16 protein-coding genes are annotated in these 21,934 nt (G+C 55.0%); 5 read left to right on the top strand and 11 right to left on the bottom strand.

The window, feature by feature from the left end; all coding sequences use genetic code 11:
* The 3 genes from O2N63_RS06445 to O2N63_RS06435 are packed head-to-tail and all read right to left on the bottom strand — an operon-like array spanning position 1 to position 3,634.
* Positions 1 to 438 carry a response regulator gene (locus tag O2N63_RS06445; RefSeq protein WP_271053428.1) on the bottom strand — a complete coding sequence of 146 codons (438 nt, stop codon included), beginning with the start codon at positions 436 to 438 and terminating at the stop codon, positions 1 to 3.
* A complete protein-coding gene (locus tag O2N63_RS06440; RefSeq protein ID WP_271053426.1) occupies positions 435 to 1,889 on the bottom strand; it encodes a response regulator in 1,455 nt (484 codons plus the stop codon). Before O2N63_RS06440 ends, O2N63_RS06445 begins: the two co-directional genes overlap by 4 nt.
* Positions 1,890 to 1,891: 2 nt before the next feature.
* The gene (locus O2N63_RS06435; RefSeq protein ID WP_271053424.1) at positions 1,892 to 3,634 is read right to left on the bottom strand and encodes a hypothetical protein; all 1,743 of its coding nucleotides are present in this window, start codon (positions 3,632 to 3,634) and stop codon (positions 1,892 to 1,894) included.
* An 826-nt stretch (positions 3,635 to 4,460) separates the two neighbouring features.
* On the opposite strand from O2N63_RS06435, the gene O2N63_RS06430 reads away from it, so the two are divergent.
* Positions 4,461 to 7,982 carry a PAS-domain containing protein gene (locus O2N63_RS06430; RefSeq protein ID WP_271053422.1) on the top strand — a complete coding sequence of 1,174 codons (3,522 nt, stop codon included), beginning with the start codon at positions 4,461 to 4,463 and terminating at the stop codon, positions 7,980 to 7,982.
* Positions 7,983 to 8,775: 793 nt separating this feature from the next.
* On the opposite strand, the gene O2N63_RS06425 is transcribed toward O2N63_RS06430, so the two are convergent.
* Genes O2N63_RS06425 through capB form a run of 7 tightly spaced genes read right to left on the bottom strand, consistent with a single transcriptional unit; the run spans position 8,776 to position 17,320 of the window.
* On the bottom strand, positions 8,776 to 9,945 hold the full coding sequence (locus O2N63_RS06425) for an ABC transporter substrate-binding protein (protein WP_271053421.1): 1,170 nt from the start codon (positions 9,943 to 9,945) through the stop codon (positions 8,776 to 8,778).
* Positions 9,946 to 9,956: 11 nt separating this feature from the next.
* Positions 9,957 to 11,015, bottom strand: coding sequence for a branched-chain amino acid ABC transporter permease (locus tag O2N63_RS06420; protein WP_271053420.1), 1,059 nt, complete (start codon positions 11,013 to 11,015; stop codon positions 9,957 to 9,959).
* 3 nt (positions 11,016 to 11,018) lie between these two features.
* Positions 11,019 to 11,933, bottom strand: coding sequence for a branched-chain amino acid ABC transporter permease (locus tag O2N63_RS06415; protein ID WP_271053419.1), 915 nt, complete (start codon positions 11,931 to 11,933; stop codon positions 11,019 to 11,021).
* Complete coding sequence (locus O2N63_RS06410) at positions 11,930 to 12,664, bottom strand: ABC transporter ATP-binding protein (protein ID WP_271053417.1); 735 nt, start codon at positions 12,662 to 12,664, stop codon at positions 11,930 to 11,932. Before O2N63_RS06410 ends, O2N63_RS06415 begins: the two co-directional genes overlap by 4 nt.
* A complete protein-coding gene (locus tag O2N63_RS06405; RefSeq protein WP_271053415.1) occupies positions 12,664 to 13,413 on the bottom strand; it encodes an ABC transporter ATP-binding protein in 750 nt (249 codons plus the stop codon). Before O2N63_RS06405 ends, O2N63_RS06410 begins: the two co-directional genes overlap by 1 nt.
* A 3-nt stretch (positions 13,414 to 13,416) precedes the next feature.
* Positions 13,417 to 15,543, bottom strand: coding sequence for a caprolactamase subunit alpha (gene capA, locus O2N63_RS06400; RefSeq protein ID WP_271053414.1), 2,127 nt, complete (start codon positions 15,541 to 15,543; stop codon positions 13,417 to 13,419).
* Positions 15,544 to 15,568: 25 nt separating this feature from the next.
* Positions 15,569 to 17,320 (bottom strand): caprolactamase subunit beta, encoded by a 1,752-nt coding sequence (gene capB / locus O2N63_RS06395; RefSeq protein ID WP_271053412.1) that lies wholly within the window; start codon positions 17,318 to 17,320, stop codon positions 15,569 to 15,571.
* A gap of 269 nt (positions 17,321 to 17,589) precedes the next feature.
* Here capB and O2N63_RS06390 point away from each other — a divergent pair, with 269 nt between their 5' ends.
* From O2N63_RS06390 to O2N63_RS17550, 3 genes are all read left to right on the top strand, one after another.
* Positions 17,590 to 18,540: an AraC-like ligand-binding domain-containing protein gene (locus O2N63_RS06390; protein WP_271053411.1), complete on the top strand. Its 951-nt coding sequence runs from the start codon at positions 17,590 to 17,592 to the stop codon at positions 18,538 to 18,540.
* 376 nt (positions 18,541 to 18,916) lie between these two features.
* Positions 18,917 to 19,252: a hypothetical protein gene (locus O2N63_RS06385; RefSeq protein WP_271053410.1), complete on the top strand. Its 336-nt coding sequence runs from the start codon at positions 18,917 to 18,919 to the stop codon at positions 19,250 to 19,252.
* A 627-nt stretch (positions 19,253 to 19,879) separates the two neighbouring features.
* On the top strand, positions 19,880 to 20,056 hold the full coding sequence (locus O2N63_RS17550; protein ID WP_408629790.1) for a DUF1963 domain-containing protein: 177 nt from the start codon (positions 19,880 to 19,882) through the stop codon (positions 20,054 to 20,056).
* A gap of 96 nt (positions 20,057 to 20,152) precedes the next feature.
* Here the strand turns inward: O2N63_RS17550 and O2N63_RS06380 are convergent, their stop codons facing one another.
* Positions 20,153 to 20,872 carry a TetR/AcrR family transcriptional regulator gene (locus O2N63_RS06380; protein ID WP_271053409.1) on the bottom strand — a complete coding sequence of 240 codons (720 nt, stop codon included), beginning with the start codon at positions 20,870 to 20,872 and terminating at the stop codon, positions 20,153 to 20,155.
* A 90-nt stretch (positions 20,873 to 20,962) separates the two neighbouring features.
* Between O2N63_RS06380 and O2N63_RS06375 the strand changes: the two genes are divergently transcribed.
* The gene (locus O2N63_RS06375; protein ID WP_271053408.1) at positions 20,963 to 21,934 is read left to right on the top strand and encodes a homocysteine S-methyltransferase family protein; all 972 of its coding nucleotides are present in this window, start codon (positions 20,963 to 20,965) and stop codon (positions 21,932 to 21,934) included.

Genomic DNA, 21,934 nt, shown 5'->3' with positions numbered 1-21,934 from the left:
TCACCCCTCAATCCAATGACCGATCTTCTCGAGAAGCCGTGGAAGCTCGACCGGCTTGGTGTCATAATCGTCACAGCCCGCCTCAAGAGCCTTTTCTCGATCCCCCGCCATAGCGTGAGCCGTCAAGGCGATGATCGGTATGCCCTTGGTGTCTTCACCGCTTTTCAGCGTTCGTGCTGCATCCCAACCGTCGACAACCGGCAGGCTCATATCAAGGAGGATAAGATTGGGATTGCTGGACCGTGCCATATCGATCCCCTGTTGGCCATCGATCGCAATTTCGATCTCATAGCCACGCTTTTTGAGCCGCCTGGAGAGCATATCGCGGTTCAATTCATTGTCCTCTACCAGAAGTATCCTCACCTCATGTCCCCCGTCGCGTCTGTGATCAGCATAGTAATTTGCACCTCCGCTGGCAATTGTTCTGTCCTCGTTCACTGTCGCATCAGGATGGCCTGAACCAATTTGCGCAGGTGAATTTCCAACATGGTTTCAAATTCTTCGATCCGTTCAAACATATGAAAGGCTGCGGCATAAGATCCGTCTTCCCCCATCAGCATCCGCTCTCGATAGGCATTGAGCTGATCGATCTGCTCCAGCCGGTCCAGAACTTCATCGCGATTTTCAAGCGAGACATCGGGATAACCGGTTTTAAGATACAGCAACATTTCCGGCTTGCCGGTCGAACGATGCCCTTCCAGCGCATCCTCGAATTCGAAAGCGGTCCCGGATTCGTAAAGTGAACCATCCTCACGCCGGATCGTATCCGGCAGAGGCGAGCCGATCCGCGACCATAGCACACCAAGATAGATGTCGGTTTCATGGGGGGGGTGGATTTGCGCCTGAAAGGTCTGCGTCACCAAAAGGGGTTCTTCTTCCCACAAAATAGGAACCAGCAATGCGCGGCCGGAATACTCTTCGTTCAATCGCCCCAGAACCATCTTTGCGATCTGACGTTCGGGGATCACGTCGCCCGGAGAGGAGATGAACACCTTGATCTGACGTGCTGCATTCCGGCGCAGGCGAACCTTTTCCAGTGCCGCATTGATCCGCGCGATCAGAAGAACCGGATTGAACGGCTTGGCGACATAGTCATCGGCCCCGGACAGGATGCAGCGGACCATCACATCGGCATCATCAGTGGCCGACAACATGATCACAGGTGTTGAGCGCATTTGCGGGTTTGCTTTGATTTTTTGCAGAGTTTCAAGCCCAGAAAGACCGGGCATCATATGGTCGAGCAGGATCAGATCAAAGCTGCGCGCATCCAACAGGACCAAGGCTTCGTCGCCTGACGATAATGTGGTGGCGGAATATCCACCGCGCTCCAGCCGCCGGACCAGAAGCTCTCGGTTCATCTGGTTGTCGTCGATCACCAGAATGTCACCGCCAAGGCCCGTGATGGCGGCAGCGGCAAGATCATGCGGAGCAGATGGGACAGGGGTGGGGTCTCCGCCAACTTCGCCCAATAGCACGGACCCAATATCCTCGATCAAAGAGAGAACCGAACGTTCGGCAGAGGTGATCCGGCCAAGATCTGCGATCAACCCTTCCTCTTCCCGCTCAACCGCGTCTTCCCGCATCATTTCGGCGTAACCGCCGATATGGTTGAGTTGCAAGCGAAGTGCAAATTGCGCCTCCTCCAGCTCGATTTCTTCCAGAGATTTCTTGGAAACGTTCAGGTGCTGGTCGATGATCGCCAACATTTTCTGCCCCGCGTTCAGAATGGCGGCAAGGTCGTGGCCATACGCATTGCGCTGTTCGCTTTCCAGATCCTCGTCGATCAGCTCTGCATATCCGATGATATGGCCGATTGGCGTTCGTAACTCGTGCCGCAATTGCGAAAGGCGGTCTTCAAAGGAACGTGCAACCTTCTCGACTTCGTCCATACCTATCCTGCCGCTGGGGGTTCGTGTTCACGGTGGAAGCGGTGGACGCTCCACATATAAATTTCGATCAGGGCTTTGTCAGCGAGATCACGGATGATCTTATGACCGTCTTCAAGATTGGCGGCTTGTTCGATCCCTCGGTTTGCAGCGTGGAAATAGCGGCTTTGATTGGCGTATTGCCAAAGCAGTTCGCGTGTCGCCATCTTGCCTTGATAAAGCTCCCAAACGGCCACCCACAGCGGCAACAGACCCATGAAGAATACAAGCCACGCCTTGCTGTCATAGCCCATCATCTCAAGGTGGATGAGGGTCTTTTTGAAAAAGATCAATGCAAGGGCACCAATGACGGAACCAACGAGAAGGCCCACTTTGATGGTTTCAAGTCGTTGATGCTGTTGATGCAGAAGATGTCGTTTCTTTTCGAAGTAACCAAGCTGGTCACCGATCCAGCGGGTCTGCACCACATTCAGCGCGTCCCCCTTCTCGCAATGACCGAAATATACCAGCGGTTCAGCAATGCGGATGGCGTCTTGCAACCACTCAAATCGATGGAACTGATCGACAGATGTCAGGGCCAGGATACGTCGTGGATTGTACCGCGCACCAGCACCGGACAGGATCAGGAAGAACTGGACACGCAATGTCTCGGCGAAGGCGCGATAGGCCAGGTGTTTTGAATGCAGATGCTGACGGTGGGAATACCGGAAACCAAGGAAGCCCGCAGCGAACAAGGCGACATAGATGATCAGGAGAAATTTGCTTGCAAGCAGCTTGGCATAGATCAGGAAGGCAAGACCCATACTCGCCGCCAGCAGGCCAAACAGAGCAAACAGCTTGTGCGACCGAGCCTGATAATACCGCGCAATCTGGTCAGCGCGTATGAATTCCGCATCCAGCCCGTGTGCGACTGACGTTGTTGCGCCGTCCCCCGCCTCTGACAATCCATATCCCGGCAGGTTTGCCCCACGATCAGAATGCCTCTCGGCGTAAAACTCATCGAAACCAGCCCAACGTGTCAGCACGAAGTCTGGAATGGCTTCATCCTGCCAATAACAATCATAATTGGCGTTGGAGATCAGGTAAGAGGCGTCTGAGGGCAGTTCTCCGCCCGGTGACTTCTGTCGCCGGGCTGGGATCCAGGCCAGTATATTGCCACAGATCTCAGCCTGATGTTCCTCTTGCTTGACCTTGATCGGCTTCTCGCCCAGCCCATCGCTGAGATAGCGCATCACAACGTCAGACGTGCCGCCGACAAGGTTTGCATCAACCCCATCCCAGATCGCCACCAAGAGGTTCGACCGCCGTCTCAGATAGTCTCCGAGCAGGAGGTATTGCCCATCCCGAGCGGATTGCTTGGACATGTCATCCGATGTTAGTCCCTCGGCCAGCGGGATCTCGAGCACATGGATGCGATCGTCAGCCAGCAATTTTTCATACCGGGTGCGCGCCTCACCTTCAAAGTCGTTGATGTAATGGTCTCGCGGCATGGGCAATACAGCGACGACACCCAATCCAAGCTCAAGTGCGACCTCCGCGGCAAGAGTGTCTGCTCCCTCGGCCAGCCCGGTTGCGACACGAATAGGCATGTGTCGTATCATATTCGCGATATTTCGAAGGGTCATTCGCAGTTGGTCGCGCACCCCATCAATATCGTTAATGGCGATATCTCGATGGCCTGTAATACCCACGACGAACTCGGGCATAACGCCCAATTCAGGAAAGTCGCCATCTGTCGATATTACCACCACACACCATCCCTCTGCTGCTCCTTCAAGCGCAAATGGCGCCTCAGAAGCCCCTCAACTATATGCCCATGCCCTTGCGCAAAGCAACAAAGGGCTCTTCCGGGCAAGTGTCATGAAGTCGTCTTAAATGCGAATTTCTTTGCTTTGTGAATTATTTCGATCAAAAATACCCCCTACGGGGATCTAATAATGAGTGACGAATTGAAGAGCCGTATCGTCGATCAGGGAGGGCCACCCTGTTTTGTCGCTGTTGCGAGCCCAATGAAAAGCATTTCCGTAACAACACGCATTTTAGGATCTGAATCTCGACGGATCATGAACCAGCCGGGGCGAAACCATGGCACGAAAAGTTACAAAATCAGCTTTATCTGAGCGCGAGGCGCCCGATCCTTCTGAAACGTTATTGGAAGAATGCCCATATCCCATAATTCGTCTCGAACCGAATGGTAGAGTTCTTTTCGCAAACGGGGCATCACTTGAATCGCCCGGCATCCTTACCGACGACAACACACACGCCACAGCCGATCTGACGGAACTTGCGTCAACGGCCTTTCACAACAACTCCAGCGAGAGAACCGACGTTCACTCTGGCAACCGAACCTACAATTTACTGTTTAATCCGGAAGTTGAAGCGGGGTATGTCAACGTCTTTGGCCGGGATGTCACGACGATCCGTGCCCAAAGCAAACAGATGGCCGACTATGCGAAATTTCCCGAAGAGAATCCCAACCCGGTGCTCCGGATAACGCCTGAAGGTGAAGTTCTGGTTGCCAATCCTTCTGCCCGAGCCTTTAAAGAGTTACTTATCCCAGGCCCCCCGGAAAGAATGAATAGCGAACTTGCAGGCTTTGCGTCCGAAGTGGCCAGTAGCGGTAAGAATGACGGGGTTGAGTTCGATCTGGCGGATGGTCGCGTTCTTCTTTTCATGTTCGCCTATATTGAAGAACAGGGTTATCTCAACGTGTATGGCCGCGACATCACCGCGGAAATTCAGGCCAAAAAGGACTTGAAAGCAGCAAACGACCGCTTGGAGGAAAGGGTCGCGGAACGAACCGCCTCTGTCCGATTGCTGCAGAATGTTGTGCTTTCGGCCAACACCTCTGACAGTTTTGAGAATGCCCTTCAATCCGCTCTGCACGAGATTTGTCTGTTTGCAGAATGGTCAGTGGGACATGCATATGTTGTTCGACATAAAGACGGAAAAGACATTCTGATCCCATCAGGCATCTGGCACGTTGAAGAGGCCAATAATATTTCGGCGTTACGAGACGCGACTGAAACCATGCGCTTTGGTGCCGATCAGGGTTTGCCCGGTCGGGTGGTGCGAACAGGTCAAGCCGCCTGGATTGAAGATCTGTCGCAGGACAATTCGTTGCGCCGCAGAGACTTTGCCCGCTCTGCCGAAATGGGTTCAGCGATGGCATTTCCCATTTTATTGCACGATCAAGTCGTAGGGGTGCTCGAGTTCTTCGCCAAGAAGGCCCAATCTGCCAATGTCGAGACAATAAAAACCTTAAGCCATGTTGGCTCACTTCTGGGATCTGTCGCTCAACGCAAACAGGCCGAAGATGAGGTGTCGCGCAGCAGGCAAGAGGCCGAAACCGCGCATGACCGCCTCATGATCGCACTAGAGGCGATGGATCAGGCGATCTGTCTGTTCGACAAAGAGGATCGGACCGTCTTATTTAACAAGGGCTACTCTGATCTCTATACCGTTTTTACAGGTGGTGTTGCCCCCAAGGTGGGAAATAAGTTCGAGGTCGGCCTGCGCCTATCCGCACGGGTAATGCACGCAGAAATGACACGCGACGAACAGGATGAATGGGTGCAATCCGTTCTGAAAGTGCGGCAAGATAGCCCTGTGCGCGACTCTACGGATCTGATGCCAGACGGAAAATGGTATCGCTCTCAGGGGTATGACACCGGCGACGGCGGCACGGTTTCCGTCTTTACGGACATCACGGAGGCCAAAAAACACGAGGTTGAACAGGCACAACTGGCTGAAGAGGCAGAGCTTGCCCACAGCCGTCTGATGGACGCGGTCGAAGCGATGGGACAGGCGATCTGTCTATTCGACAAGGATGACCGGATTGTCCTTTGGAACTCTGAATATGAAAAGGTTTCAAATAGCCTTGCACCTGATCTGAAGGTCGAACTGGGCTTGCACTTTGATGCCTTCCTGGATGCAACCGCACCGAACGTACATCCCGAGATGTCCAGAACGGAATTAGACAAATGGGTGCAAGAGGTCCGCGAGGAACGGCGTTCGCAGGACATTCGCAGTTCAGTAAATAAATTGCCTGACGGTCGATGGCTGAGGTCCGAAGGGTATCGTACCAGCGACGGTGGAACGGTGTCGGTCTTTACCGATATGACTGATGCAAAAGAGACAGAAGCAGAACTTGCGCGTTTGGCCGATGAGGCCAAGATTGCACATTTGCGCCTTACCGAAGCGATCGAAGCCATGGGGCAAGGGTTTGTGCTTTACGACAACGAGGATCGGGTTGTCCTATTCAACACCCGGGTCTGCGAGTTTTTTAGGTCCAGCTATGGCGGAAAAGACGCCTTCAAGGTCGGTGTCAAATTTGAAGACATCCTTCGCCAAAGCCAGAATGCAACTCGTAACTTCGAGACTGACGAAGAACGTGAAGCCTGGGTTCAAAAGGTCCTGAAATCCCGGCGAGAGAAGAAGACACGCAGTTCCGTCGATCAGATGACAGACGGGCGTTGGCTTCGGTCAGAAGGTTTCCAGACAGAGGAAGGCGGGATCGTCTCGGTTTTCACCGATATCTCCGAAACCATCCAGCATGAAGCAGAGCTTGATGAGCTGGTGAAAGAGCTTGGCGTCGCGCGTGATGCGGCGGTGCAGGCAAACTCGGCCAAGTCGCAGTTTCTTGCGAACATGAGCCACGAACTTAGGACACCACTGAACGCGATCATCGGCTATTCCGAACTTTTGATCGACGATACGGTGGATGACGGCAATGATGACTACGTCCCGGATCTGACCAAAATTCAGAAAGCTGGTCAGCATCTGTTGGGTCTGATCAACGACATCCTTGATCTGTCCAAGATTGAGGTCGGAAAGATTGAACTTTTTGTCGAGAAACTCGACCTCGATGAATTGCTGGAGGACATCGGCAACACAATCAAACCCGTCATCGAGAAGAACGCGAACACACTTGAAGTCGTTAACGAGAGCGGGCTGAATACCATCTGCAACGATCTGACGAAACTCCGGCAATGCCTGTTCAATCTGCTTTCCAACGCCGCGAAGTTTACGGAAAAGGGTGAAATTCACCTCGCAATTTCGAGCGAAGACGATGGTGAAAAATTACTGTTCGAGGTCCGGGACGAAGGTATCGGCATGACCCCTGAGCAGCTTGAGAAGATATTCGATCCCTTCACACAGGCCGACGCGTCCACTTCACGCAATTTCGGCGGAACTGGTCTTGGGCTGTCCATTACACGCGAATTTTCTCGGATGATGGGCGGCGATCTGTCGGTCGAAAGTGAACCTGGAAAAGGATCAACATTCACGATGTCGGTTTTGGCGAATACCTCCCATGCGGACCAACCGAAAAATACGCGCGACAATGCTGAACTCCCCGTAGATGCGCCGACCGTTCTTGTGATCGACGATGATCCTTTGGTTCGTGAGCTTCTTTACCGCCATTTCAGCGATGCTGGATTGCGCGTGATCGAGGCCGTGGACGGGGAGGAAGGATTGCAGCTTGCAAAATCCGAAAATCCCGATGTCATTACCCTGGATGTTATGATGCCTAAAACCGATGGATGGTCGGTTTTGGCATCGCTGAAATCGGATCCCGAGACATTCGACATACCGGTGGTGATGGTGACGATCATAGAGAACAAACGGCTCGGGTTCTCAATGGGCGCCTCGGAATACATGACCAAACCGATTGAGCGCGAAAAACTTATCCGAATCGTGCAGTCGTTGATCGAAACTGAAACAAATCCTTGTCTTCTTGTGGTCGAAGATGACGCTGACACGCGCACGTTGCTCTGTCGTATGCTCGGCGATAATGGTCTGGCCTTTGAAGAGGCGGAGAACGGTCGCGTTGCCCTTCAAAAGCTAAAATCGTTCAAACCTTCACTGGTTCTGCTGGATCTGATGATGCCAGAAATGGATGGGTTTGAATTTGCCGAAACATTCAGGAGCAACGGCGAGTGGGATGACATCCCAATAATCGTTCTGACAGCCAAAACGCTCACCGAAGAGGACAGATCCCGTCTGGAGGGATGGGCTGAAGCCTACTTCGCAAAAGGAAAGAGCAACCTCGATCAGATCGTCTCAGCCGTGAAAAACCGGTTGCAAGATAAGTGAGGTTCCGGATTTCATAATCCAATTGCAGAAGGCGAGCCAACCAATAAAATCGACCCACCTCGGTTTTGTAGCCCCGCTCCTTCCCCGCATAAGTGCTATTCCGCTATGTTTGGGAAGCGAGGGACCGAGAATGGCAAACCAGAGAGCAAAGCCCCCATAAATGATTTTCAGTTGCGACAAGTTGAAGTGTTGATGGGCCAAGGCAGGTCCCAAGAGGCCGTGCTGATGAGGACCGGTAGCTTGCCAATACAATTTAGCTGGCCAGGCAGCTTGGCTACGATGCTATCGCCGGATTGCGGCTTTACTCAGAGGCCGGCATATTGAGCGGCTTTGGTGGAAATCCGAGCGTTAGGGCATAAATCTCATTGGGTCCTTAAATGTCTCGACTTGCAGAAAACTTCCGCTTCCCGCCCTCGGATCGTGCGATTCAAATGATCTTGATCATTGTAGTTTAATAGCTGTCGGGAATCTTATCCCACCAAAGGCAATATCTCTGACCAAAAAGCCAGAATATTTTGACAATTCACAGGAGTGATTTGGTGGAGCCTAGCGGGATCGAACCGCTGACCTCTTGCACGCCGTTGGCGAATTAGCGTTGTGAGGTCAGTTCAGGGGATTAATGCGAAGTGAAGGGGAACGAACCCAATTGCGGGTCCTGAAACTGGGGGCCAGACAAGAAAACATGGCTGAACGAATACCAGAGTGATGATCCGCATTCATTCTTTCCGCTTTGAAAAATAATTGCCTGCACCGCTATTGCGGAGCAGGCCTTGCTATGAATTTCTGCGGCAAATTACTTCAGCAACACATCCAGCGGAACTGGTTCGCTGATGGTCCAATCGCCGACCACACCTGGCTTGGCGTCCGCGATTTCAATGATCTGCATTTTTGCACTGTTCTGGTGATGCAGCATGTCGCTGAAACTGCGCGGGCCAAAGGCGGTTGCTTCGCCCTGCATCTTTTCGAGCTCCGCCGTGACGGCGGCACCCTCAACGCTTCCGGCGCGTTCAACGGCTTTGGCCCAGAGGTCGATCAGGATGTAGCCCGGATAGGCGTATTGGCTGGCCGGGCGGGCACCTGTTGTGGCTTCGTAGGCCTGATTGAAGCTTTCGACCTCGGCGCGCGGATCGTCACCATAAATCGAGCCCTGAACCGGCAGCACGAAGCCCGACAGATCCGGCACGGCGTCAAGCCAATATGACCCATCCACAGCCGATCCGTTCAGGATAAGGGAAGTGATCCCCGCGGCGCGCAACTGGCGCACGGCAGCGGCGGCACCGGGAATATAGGAGCACAGCATGATCACGTCAGGCTCTTGCGGCAGCGCCTTGATCCGGCTGATCTGGCTGGCAATCGAGGCATCATTGTTCTTGAACGTGTCACGTCCGATGATCTCACCGCCTGCTTTTGGGAACATCCAGTCAAATCCGGTGCAGATCCCCTTGTTGTATTCGATGGTGGTGTCGAGCAACACATAGCCGGTTTTGGCTTCACGAGCTGCCTGTGACCATTCCGCCATGGTAGCACCCTGTACCGCCGCGAGAACCGATCCCGAGAAGCTGTTCGGACCTACGCCCTGGATCCCGGCTTTCACGTCTTCAGCACAAAGGAAAAACGAGTTCTTGCCCGCGGATTCTGCCGCCAGAGCTGCTGGTGCACCGAAATCATAGTCGCAGCTGACCACCATCATGTCAGCGCCTTCATCCAACACCTGAAGCCCGGCTTTAGCCGATTGGGCGCGATCGGTTTTGGTATCAACCTCGACCCATTTGACCTTCTGCCCCAAAAGGCCGCCACCCGCATTGATCTCGTCGATACGGATCTTGGCAGCAGTGGCAGCTGGGCTGTCATAGGCTTCCATCCAGCCAGATTTGGCAATGGCAAAGCCCACGGTGATGTCATCAGCCAAGGCTGGTGTCGCCAGCGTCAGCATCAGTGTAGACGCAAGTATTGAGTGTTTCATTGAAAGGCCTCCTAGTTGGTAGTGGTTTGTTTTTGTTGAAGTGTTTTCCCCAAACGGGGCAGTTGCAGATCCTTGCCAGCCATCAGCCCGGAAGGGCGCAATATCAGGACAAGGATCATCACGATGCCGATCAGGATTTCTTGTGCTCCGCTTGGCAGGGTGACGCTTGTCGCACCGATGCTCACCCCGTGTTCCAGCCGCACCAGCGTTTCGATCAAGAGCGACAAGCCAAGCACGCCGACCACGGCGCCAGACAGGCTGCCGATACCGCCGACCACGAGCATGGCCAGTGAAATGAAGGTGATGCCCAGATAAAAGCTGTCAGGGTTCAGAACGCCAATCGAATGACCCAGCAGCGCGCCGGACACACCGGTGAAAAACCCGCTGATCACCAGCGACAGAAGACGATGGCGGTACATGTTGATGCCGGACGCAGAGGCGGCAACCTCATCCTCACGGGTGGCCCGAAGAGCAAGTCCGCTGGCAGAATTGGCGTAAAGATTTGCCGCCAGAATGGCCGCAGCGGCCCAGCCCAGTGCCACCCACTGATCTACATAACGGGCAAGCCCGACCACAGACGATGTCGCCCCGGTTACCCCTTCCCAGTTGGAATAAACCGTGTTGACGATGGCGAGGAAAGCGAAGGTGGCAATCGACGCCGCAATTCCCGACAGGCGAAGAATTGCCGCGCCAGAGATCAAGGCGATCAGGGCCGCCAGCAGTCCTGATGCGATGGCAGCGGGCAGAACCGGCCATTCAGCCTGCGCGAGCCATGGCGGCAGATCGGGCAAAAACAGCGATTTCATCTGCGGCTTCAGGGTCAGCCAGGCAGAACAATAGGCTCCGATCGCCATATAGCCCGCATGGCCGAAGCTGACGATCCCGGAATTACCTACAAAGATCCAAAGCCCGACCACCAGCACAACGCGGATCAGTGTTTCGGCCGCCATCCTGGCTAGGGCCTTATCTCCGGTCAGCGTGACGAGCCCGGCAAAAAGAGCCAGTATCGCGATCAACACCAATGGGGTGGAATAGGCCAAAGCCTTGTTTTGTGCATGTTTTCCCATCATGGGTCAGATCCTCGGTTTGGCAGAGCTGGGCACGAAAAGCCCCTGCGGACGGGCCAACAGGCAGATGATCACCAGCGTGTAGAGAAAAGCGTCGCGGAAGGGACGGACCTCAAGCGGCAGGAACCCCTGCAACAAGATCGAAGCGGCCCCGATCAGGAACCCTGCGGCTACGGCTCCGGGTAAAGATCCCAGCCCGCCAATCACGGTTGCAATGAAGGCCACCAGCATGATCTGCCCGCCCATACGCACATCGGCCACACCAGTCTGCGTCGCCATGATCAATGCCACAGCGGCGGCAAGAGCACCGGAAAGCGCAAACGCCCCGGTGATCACCACATTGGCCCGCACACCCAAAAGACGCGCCATGGTGAAGTTTTCTGCAGCGGCGCGCATTTCCAGCCCCAGCCGGGTTTTTTTCAGCAAAAGCGCGAGTGCGCAGACCACCACAAGCGTGGTCAGGATCACGATGAGCTGCAACAGCGGCAATTGTGCCCCTGCCAGAGCGATAGGTGTGTTCAGGTCTGGCCAGAGGCTGATCGCCTTAGGGCGCCCGCCGTAAACAGCCAAAAGGGCATTCTGGATGATAAAGCCCAGCGCAAAGGATGAGATCATCATCGCCACCGGTGTTGCCTTACGCATGTGCCGGAACACGACATACTCGCTTGCAACCGCCGCTGCTCCACCGATTGCAAGCAGTATTGGGATCAGCAGTATGGCCGGTGCCTTGCCAAGGAACATAACGGCCACTGCCTCGGTCGATGGCACGATCAGGGCGAATACGCAAAAGGCGATGTATTCGCCATGGGCAAAGTTCACCAAGTTCATCACACCGAAGATGAGCGCGATGCCAAGCGCAGCCATGGCATATATGCCCCCAAGCGATGCGGCATCAAAAAAGAGTTGAACGGCTGAACTCATTGGGCCACCTCCTGGTTTGATTTTCCGAAATAGGCTTCGCTGAGCAGATCGGTCTCGGCGAAATCAGCAGCATTGCCATCGCCCACAACCGAACCGCTGCGCAGAAGGATCATGCGACCACCAACGCGGGCGGCGCGGGTCGAGCTTTGCTCGACAATGAGCAACGTCAGGCCGCGATCCTCCTGTAGCTGAACCAGCGTGTCATAGACCTGATCCACGATCTTGGGGGCCAGCCCAAGTGAGGGTTCGTCCACCATCATCAGTTTCGGATTGGTCATCAGCGCACGGCCAATGGCCAGCATCTGCTGCTGTCCACCCGACAACGCCCCTGCGCTGGCATTGCGACGTTCCCCGAGGATCGGAAAGGCGTCATAAATCTCTGCGATATCACCCTCGACCGCATTGCGATCCCGGCGCAGGCCAGTGCCGACCCGCAGGTTCTCATCCACAGAGAGGCTGCCGAAAATCTCGCGCCCTTCAGGGACCATCGACAGACCCAGTCGGGCGATGGCCTCGGGCGAGCGACCGGTCAGAAGGTCGCCATCCATCTCGATCCGACCATGGCTGGTTGCCACCGCGCCGCTGATCGCACCGAGAAGCGAGGATTTACCCGCCCCGTTTGGCCCAGAGATGAAAACGCGTTCGCCTTCCTCAAGATGCAGGGTCACATCAGTCAGCGCGGGCACTTTGCCATAGCGCACAGACACGTCAAAAACACCAAGCTTGGACATCACGCGGCCTCCTGATCTGCACCCAGATAGGCGTCGCGCACAGCCTGGCTGGCAAGGATGACGTCCACGTCGCCCTCTTCGATGATCTGACCGGCATCGAGCACATAGACATGGTGTGAGACCGACAGGACCAAACCGACATTATGTTCAATGAGCAAAATCCCGGTGCCCAGCTCATCCGCCACTAGGCGGATCAGGTCTGCCAGATCAGAGGCTTCGGCTTCGGACATCCCAGCGGCTGGTTCATCCAGCAGCAGGAACTCGGGCGAGAACATAAGTGCGCGGGCAATACCGACACGGCGTTCATCCGTGTAGGGCAATCCCGCTGCCGGTTGCTCGGCCAGATGGGCGATGCCCATCCAGCCGAGAAGTTTCATGGCTTCGGCTTCCGAAGCCGAGCGGGAATGTCCCAACCCAACTCCGGTTACCGCCAGATTGTCGAGCACATCCAACCCGGTGAAGAGGCGACCCGCTTGGAAGGTCCGAGCCACGCCAGCACGGCGCAACTCATGTGGAGCAAGTGCGCCCACATCCCGCCCTGCGAGGCCGACCTGACCTGTCGTTGGGGTTTGAAACCCGGTCAACGTATTGACCAGCGTGGTCTTGCCCGCCCCGTTTGGCCCGATCAGCCCGTGGACGGCACCGGGGGTGATTGTCATGGTCACGTCGGTCAGGGCCTTGAACCCACCGAATGCCACATTCACCCCCGACGCCGTCAGGGAGGGAGCCTTATCGCGCGATCGCCTCATCGTTCAGACCTCGGCCAGTTCTTTGAGCTGGTCGACGGCGCGATCTTCGGCCGTAGCATCGGCGGTCAGCACATAGACGCCGCTGTCATGCAGGTTCACGGTCCAGCCCGGTTCAACCACGATTGTGGTGGTGACTTCTTCGATCACGGCAGGCCCGTGCAGGGTATCCCCTGCCCCCATCGCAGCACCGTCATAAACCGGCGTATCCTGAGCGACACCATCCGCGTTGAACACCATCGGGCGAGTACCTTTCAGGGTCTCATGCGCGCCCGTACCGGCAGCAATGGTCATCCGCTTGGGCTTGTCCACATGGCCTGCGATGGTGCTTTCGACATTCACCACCTCGACTGCGCTATTCGGTTCGTCATAGGTGTAAAGCTCTTTGTGACGTGCGTGGAAAGCGGCCTTGATGTCCTCAAGCGTGGCTTCTGTCACGTCGAACGGGTCGATCTCGACCGTGCATTCATGCACCTGCCCCACATAGCGCATATCAAGCGACCGTCGGATTGAGATCCGATCCTCCGAGAACCCATCCCCGGCCAGATCTTCCTGTCCACGCTCTTCGAGCGACTTGAACAAACCGTCGAGCTTTTCAGCCGCTTCGGCCCCTTCCAGACGGATTGGCGCTGGGGCCATGTAGTTGTATTTTACGTCGGAAATGATCTGCCCATAGGCGCAGAGCCCTGAGGCGAGTTTCGAGATCAGCACCTTGGAGATCCCCATCTCGCGGGCCAGCGCGGTGATATGTGCCCCGGTGGCGCCACCTGCCCCCATCAGTACGAAGTCACGAGGGTCATAGCCGCGTTCAACCGACACCCGGCGGATCGCGTTGACCATGTTGTTGTTGACGATGGTGAACATGCCATAGGCGGCTTTCTCAACCGAAATGCCCAGCGGATCGGCCAGCTTGGACTGGATCGCTCCACGCGCCTTTTCAACATCCAGAGGCAGGCGCCCACCGACCAGACCGTCTGCATTGAGATATCCAAGAGTCAGATTGGCATCGGTGGTGGTCGGGTTCTCGCCACCCTGCCCGTAACAGGCTGGACCCGGTTCTGATCCCGCCGATTGCGGACCCATCTGCATCAGGCCCATGCTGTCGATCCAACCGATCGAGCCACCGCCTGCACCCAGCGTTTCCACCTGGATCATCGGGATCCCGATGCGGTAGCGCAGAAAGTCGATATTCTTGTTTACATTGGCCTGCCCGTCCTTGGTCAGAGTAATGTCAAAAGACGTGCCGCCCATATCACAGGTGATGATGTTCTTGTCGCCCCAGGGCTCGGCCACATCCAAGGCCGCCTGCGGTGCAGACGCCGGTCCGGAATTGATCGCATAAACCGACTGATCGCTGACCACCTTGCCCAGCGCCAGACCGCCATTGGATTGGAAGTAGCGCACTGGATGCTGCGAGCCCAGTTCACGGAAATAGGCGTCGATCGCTTCCACATAGCGTTGCAGGATCGGTGCCAGATAGGCATTTACGATCGCAGTTGAAGTGCGGGTGTATTCCCGCACCTGCGGGTAAAGCTGCGAGCCGATGGTCAGACGTACATCCGGCATCATTTCCCGCACAATCTCGGCGGCGCGCAGTTCGTGTTCGGGATGCAGCACGGACCAGACAAAGCTGACCGCCACCGATTCCACACCTTCGGCAATGAAATAGCGACAAGCTTCGCGCACATGCTCTTCGTTGATCGGCGTCTTGACCGTGCCATCCGAGATCACTCGTTCGCTCACCCCTTTGCGCAAGTGACGCGGCACCAGCATGGTCGCGGGCGGATAGTCAGGATCATAGCGATAGCCGTCTTCCTTGTGGCCCAGGCGGATCTCAATCGAATCTTCGTGCCCTTTGGTGGCTATCAGCCCGGTTTTGGCCCCGGTATGGGTGATCAGCGCATTGAGACCCACGGTGGTGCCGTTGATGCAGAGATCCGAGTTCGAAACGATTTCCTGTGCCGTCAGCCCGGTTTCCTCGGTGATCAGAGCAAGGCCATTCTTGATGGCTTTGGTCGGTTCGGTTGGGGTCGAGAGCACCTTGAAGATCTGCGTGCTGCCTTCTTTGTCGGCAAGGATGAAGTCGGTAAATGTGCCGCCGGCATCAATGCCCAGACGATATTGGGTACGCATGGTATTTCCTTTCAAATCAGGGGGATCAGGCGGCCGCGCGGGCGGCAGCCGTGGCGGCTTCGTCAATGGTGAGAGAGTTGGCGTCCGAGATGATCACGCCATAATCGAGACGCGCCCCTTCGATCGAGACCAGCCCATTGCGCACGTCTTCAACCACTTGCAGCGGGTCACGCTCAAACGGATTGCCAAAGCCTCCGCCACCGGGGTTGAGATTGGCGGCAATCTCGCCGGGTTTGATGGTTTCAATCACGTTGTCGGTGATGATCTGGGTTTCGCCGTCGCGGGTGATTTCCAGACGGCCAACCTTTTTGTGAACCATTTCGGATTTCGCTCCTGCGGCTCCCATTGCCGGGATACGGCGACCTTCGCCGAAGGTGACCAGGGTCATGTCGGTATCGAGCGGCTCCACCGCCCAGCGAGTGCCGGAACCTCCGCGGAACTTGCCCGCACCACCGCTGTCCTCCATCAGGCCGTATTCGTGGATGATGATCGGGTAGGAATGTTCGAGCATTTCGATATCACCGGAGGTCAACGCCCCGAAGCAGCATTCCGGACCACAAGCGTGCCAGCCGTCCTGAGAAGCTGTAGCCCCTGCCCCCGAGATGATCGAAGCCAGCACCATGGTGACGTATTCTTCGTCATGTCGGCTGTCCCAGCCCGCGATGTTGCAGCCATTGGCATGGCCCCAGCTGGCGGAAACCTTGTCAGGAGCCGCCTGTTCAAAGGCCAAACGCACCGCATCTGTCAGGGTTTCCATCGGCGTGGTGGTGCAGTTCATATGCGGTGCAGGCGGTTTGGCGTTGCACAGCGTCCCCTTCGGCCCCATGTCCACCGTCACATTGCGGTAAAGCCCTTCGTTATAGGGCGGTGGCAGCTGGGCAAACATCATCAGGCCCAGATAGACGCCGGAATAGCTGTTCCCCTCGTAAGAGTTGATAAAATAAGGGATCTGCGGAGGGCTGGCGATTTCGATATGACAGCTATCGCCCTTGATGGTGACGGTGGCGCTGATGTCGAAATCACCAAAGCCGTGACCGGCATCCTCAAGCACGGCCGTGCCCGAATAGGTACCGTCCGGAACCTGCGCAATCAGGCTGTTCATGTGCTTGTTGGCCATGGTCAGCAGTTCTTCGATGCAGGTCTGCACTGTGTCCTTGCCGTATTTGTCCATCAGCGCGATCAGGTTGCGCGCACCCACTTGGCATGCACCGATCAGGGCGTTGAAATCCCCTTCCTGATCCCGACGTGCGCGCATATTGGTGAGCAGCATGTTCATAATGTCATGACGCGGCACACCCTTGTCCCAGATCTTGATCGGCGGGATGCGCAGACCTTCAGCAAAAATCTCCTTGGCTTCGGGATTGTAGCCGGCGGGAACCGGGCCGCCGATATCGGTCAGGTGGCCCTTGCAGACCGTCCAGAACACCAGCTCGCCTTCATAAAACACCGGGTAATACATGCAGGTATCGATAATGTGGCTGCCCGCATAATCCGGATCGTTGTGCAGGATCAGGTCACCTTCATTAATATCGCCTTCAAAAAATCCATCCACGGCTTTCATGGCAGGAATAAGCGACCCTAGGTGAATTGGAATGTCCTGCCCCTGCAGGATCATTTCAGGTGTGTGGTTAAACAATGCCGTTGAGTAGTCATGCGCGAGGTTGAACACCGAGCTGCGCGCGGTTTTCTCCAAGGCCATTGTCATCTCTCGCTGGGTGGTTTCCAGCACTCCTCGCACCACGGATAGTGTAATGGGATCTACCTGTCTGTCTGTCATAATCCGGTCCTTTGCTTGGGTACAAAGGGGCCGCCCACCGGGGCTTTATTTCCTCCCGATCAGGCGCGCTCCTCCTGCACGTCGATCTTGGAAACCAGCTTGCTTCACAGATTTACGACGGTCTTGACGATGCGCGCAGAAGGATTTGACGGTCTGTGCAGGAGAATTTGTTAATCTGTGCAGAAACATTTGCACCGTAGCGCAATGGCTCAGATTCCCTTTGTTTTGTGGGCTGATCAGGTTAATCTCTTGCGAGGGAGGACCATCACATGACCGCCGGGTTCACATTCTCGACGGCCACGACTGCGCCGCAACACCGTTCCAGCCGCTGGAACGCCATGATCGCTAAGGCCTATTTTCCGCTGGAATTGCAATTCCGCGATCCGATCCATTTCAATGGGCAACTCAGCTGTCAGTCACTGGGTCACGTCGGCCTGTCACGCCTGACATCAGACCCGGTGAATTTCGAACGAAGGCGCGCCCATATCCGAGAGGCCCGGGAAGAAGAGTACTTAATTACCCTGCCTCGGGCGACGTCGGTAGAGTTCCGTCAACTGGGCTGTGACGTACGCTGTGACCCTGGCGGTTTCATTATTGAACGCGGTGACGAGCCTTACAGGTTCATGTATGAAAACCCCAATGATCTGTTTGTGTTAAAGGTAGGGCGCAAAGCTCTTGCGGAACGAGTTCGCCAGCCGGACCGTTTCTGCGCCCGTGTTTTTGACGCCACCTCCGGCACGGCAAGCCTGTTTTCGACAATGGTCAATCAGGCGCAGTCGCAGTCTGCAGATCTCGGAGCGTCAGCCGCAGAAACCATCGGCCGTCAGCTTCTGGAACTGTTAGGTCTGGTTCTGGATGAAACCACCGACGCCAGCACCAGTACGCTTTCCACGGTTCGTACTGCACATATTGCAAGGGTTGAGAAATTTATCCGCGCAAATTTGAAAAATCCGGATCTATCACCTGATTTGATCGCCGAATGCTGTGGCATCTCAAAACGCTATCTGCACGACCTTTTCAAGGATGTGAACGGTACAGTCAGCCAGCAGATCCGCGATCAGCGTCTAATTGCGGCCAAGGACCGACTGGCAGCCGCACCGGGATTAGCTATTGCCGAAGTTGCCTATCGATTTGGTTTCTCGGATCAAGCTCAATTCTCACGCTTGTTCAAATCAAAGTTCGGGATGACACCATCGGATTTCAAATCTGCGTCCAGCTAAAGCTCAAACCGAATTTGCAGCGGCAAAAGTGACCCGAGACTGCATGCAAATAGGTGGTAGAGAGTGACAATACGCTGAGATTATCAATATCCTCAGCCAACTCACAGCACTATGCGAACCACGAAATACTGAGGCGAAGCCAAATGCGGGCATTAGGCAGGTCTTAAAAGACTCCATTAGCCACAAGATTGCCAAAATTTTCCGGAAAAAAGAAACTCTTCTTAAGATTGATAATTCCTATATGATTGCTGATCTATAGCTGCAATTTGTTGCTGTTTTTATTGCCCTTCTCTGGTTCCGAGAAGGCCTATTATTTGGGATTATTTTCGGCATCATTCTATTACTATTCCTACTGACACCCGTCCTGATTTGACTGTTGTTCTGGCAAGCAATTTATCAAAGCTTTGATCCGAAAAAACTGCGACTGCTGGCCCGTTTGCGGTGGAAAATAAGTTGTGGGATGGGGCCATTCGTACAACGGCGCATGGCAAAATTCGGCTGCGGACTTCTTTCTGCCTATGAAATTGCCCCTGCAATTGCTCTGCCAGAACAAAAAGAACAGTTGACGGATTTGATGCGCGATGCCTTTACGATTGATCAGCGATTTCCATCACTCTTTCAATTATCTTTAACTGCGACCGATTTGGGGAAATGCCTGGCAGAGACGGCAGGTCTGATCGGGAAAGAGCGTAAGATATTTATGGGGCAGTGATCTAGGCAGAGCCGGATGAGCGGGATATCGGACCATTGCGTCGATTGGTCAGAACCTTGCGCCATCTGCTTGCCCCGCTGGTTGCAAGCAAGGTGCAGCGACGCAGAATTGCAATTGTCTATACATCTTCGTTTGCGAACAAGCGCATACAATCCGATCCGCGTCTGGCAGGAATGGTCGATGCAATTCGCAAGGCGCGGCAAGCAAGCGGATTGTCTTTGTTGAAGGCGGGCTTGGAGATGTTGAAGGCGGGCTTGGAGATGTTATCGCGGATCTTACGCTGAAATCGCAGCGGAAACTAGTGTTATCGCCGGAACTGGCCTTTGGGAATTTGAGTTTCGAAGGATTGCCCTTTACCGACCCAAGCCAAGTTAAACGGTTGCGTAATTTAAAAGACATGTTTGATGAGTATCCAGCGCCGGATCCGAATTTGTGGGATGTTGTCAGAAAGGAGCCTCCGACCAGCCGGACAACCGCACCTGCAACGCAGACCACAGCTTCCGTCGTACCAGCGAAACAAGCTGAACTTTCAAACGAGGAACTCCTTGCCGAAGTTGAGAGCGAAACGCTCGACGCGATCTATCTTCGTCGGGCATCGCCGATAGGGTCCTCCGTCCCGGGCCGATCTTGGTTTGGGGGGCGCCGCTGTTGCCCAAAAGTGTGGCATGGTCCACACAGACCAGCTCTCGTACACCACTCCACTTTCTGGCCCAGATTGATTGTGCGGACTTGCCACGTGTTCCCAGCAGTGAAGCCATGTCAAAGGATGGGTTGATTCTGTTTTTTGCACCAATCACGGAATAAATGAATTGGGATGAGGAAAAAGGGGATGCAATGTTCTTTATATTCCTTCATGCGGCGTGCCGGAAGTGGGTCACTCTTCGTCGCGACAGGAACTACCTAATGTTGAACCGGCGCAAACAAAAACTTTACGTAACGGCGTAGGTGCATGATCTGTCCGGCCAGGACGGACGGATCATCATAGGCACGCGACAATATCAGCCCCCCCTCGACAACGCAGTTAACCATATCCCCGAGTTCATCGTAATCAACTGTTTCTCTGGGAGGATAGAGATCACCTATCTCGCGAAAATAACCTGCAAAGCGTTTGCGCCAAGAAGAAAAAGATTCGTGAACAACTTCACGGACCTGACCATCGAAAAGCTGGTCTTGATAACAGGTCGTGGCCACAAGGCATCCGGGATGGGCCGAGGGTAGGTCCCCCATCATTTCCGAAAGCAGTTTCAGCCCGATCAGCATGGCGTGAAGTGGATCTTCATGCAGCTCGCGCGATCGATCAAAAAGCTCGTCGAAAAGCGCATCTTCGGATTCGACGTAACGTTCAAGCAAAGCACGGGCCAGCGCATTCTTGTCCTTAAAGTAATAGAAAAAACCACTACGCGTCACCTCTGCGGCGGCAACGATCTCGTCGATGGAGGTTGCAGCAAATCCTTTCGACAGAACTGCGTCCTGCGCGATGTTCAGGATCTTTTGTCGTGTCTCCCCCGGCTTGGCCATAAGGAAGCGTAGGAAAAACTGTACCAGAAGTACAGTTTTCCCCGAGGGGCTGGAGCACAGTCGTTGCACCACATTTCGCAAGCCCCTGTAAAAGCGGGACATAATAGGATTACCACTTCCTGTACCATGCTGTTTCTATCCAGAAATCGGATGGTTTTGCACAATCTCCATATCGATTTGGAGGAAAAACAGATGCAAACCCCGACCACGCGGATCAACGATTTTCTCGCTGCGGCCAAACCCTATCTGACTGATGGTGGGCTCGAGACAACACTTATCTTTCACTATGAGCTGGACCTGCCCTGCTTTGCGGCATTCCCGCTGATCGACACGCACGAAGGACGTGGCCATCTGGAACGCTATTATGAAAGCTTTGTGAAGCTGGCCCTGAAATCTCGAACTGGTTTTGTTCTGGATGCCCCGACCTGGCGGGCGAGCCCCGAATGGGGAGCAGAATTGGGATATGGATCCGATGATCTTGCCCGGGTAAATCGTGAAAGCGTTGAATTTACTCATTTTTTGCGAAACAAATGGGAAACCAAAACGACACCGATCCTGGTCAACGGCGTAATCGGCCCGCGTGGTGACGGCTATATTTCTGAAGAGGCAATGTCCCGCGACGAAGCCGAGGCCTTCCACGCTCCGCAGATTTTGGCTTTGGCCGACGGTGGGGTCGATTTGGTGACCGCCGTCACCATGACCAATGCCGCCGAAGCGGTCGGCATCGCTCGTGCGGCGATATCCCGCGACGTTCCCGTCGTGATCTCATTCACGGTCGAAACCGACGGCTGCCTGCCATCTGGACTGGCACTGAAAGACGCCATTACCGAGGTCGATGACGCGACCGGAGGAAGCATTCTTTACTTCATGATCAACTGCGCCCATCCAGACCATTACAGCGATAAAGTCGCAGGGGGTGATGCTTGGCGGCTCCGCCTTGGTGGGTTGCGCTCGAATGCGTCGCGCCTGAGCCACGCGGAACTCGACAATGCCGAAACGCTTGACGCTGGTGATCCGGATGAATTCGGCAGGTTGCACCAAGACCTCACCAACCAACTACCGAATATCCGCGTCTTGGGCGGATGCTGCGGCACGGATGACAGGCATATCCGATGTGTGGCTCATCACAACACTCCCTCCCACACCAACGAGCACAGAACCTGA

This window comes from Aliiroseovarius salicola (assembly GCF_027891095.1).
In the GTDB taxonomy this organism is placed as follows: Bacteria; Pseudomonadota; Alphaproteobacteria; order Rhodobacterales; family Rhodobacteraceae; genus Aliiroseovarius; species Aliiroseovarius salicola.
This window is presented reverse-complemented; position numbering and strand designations above follow the sequence as displayed.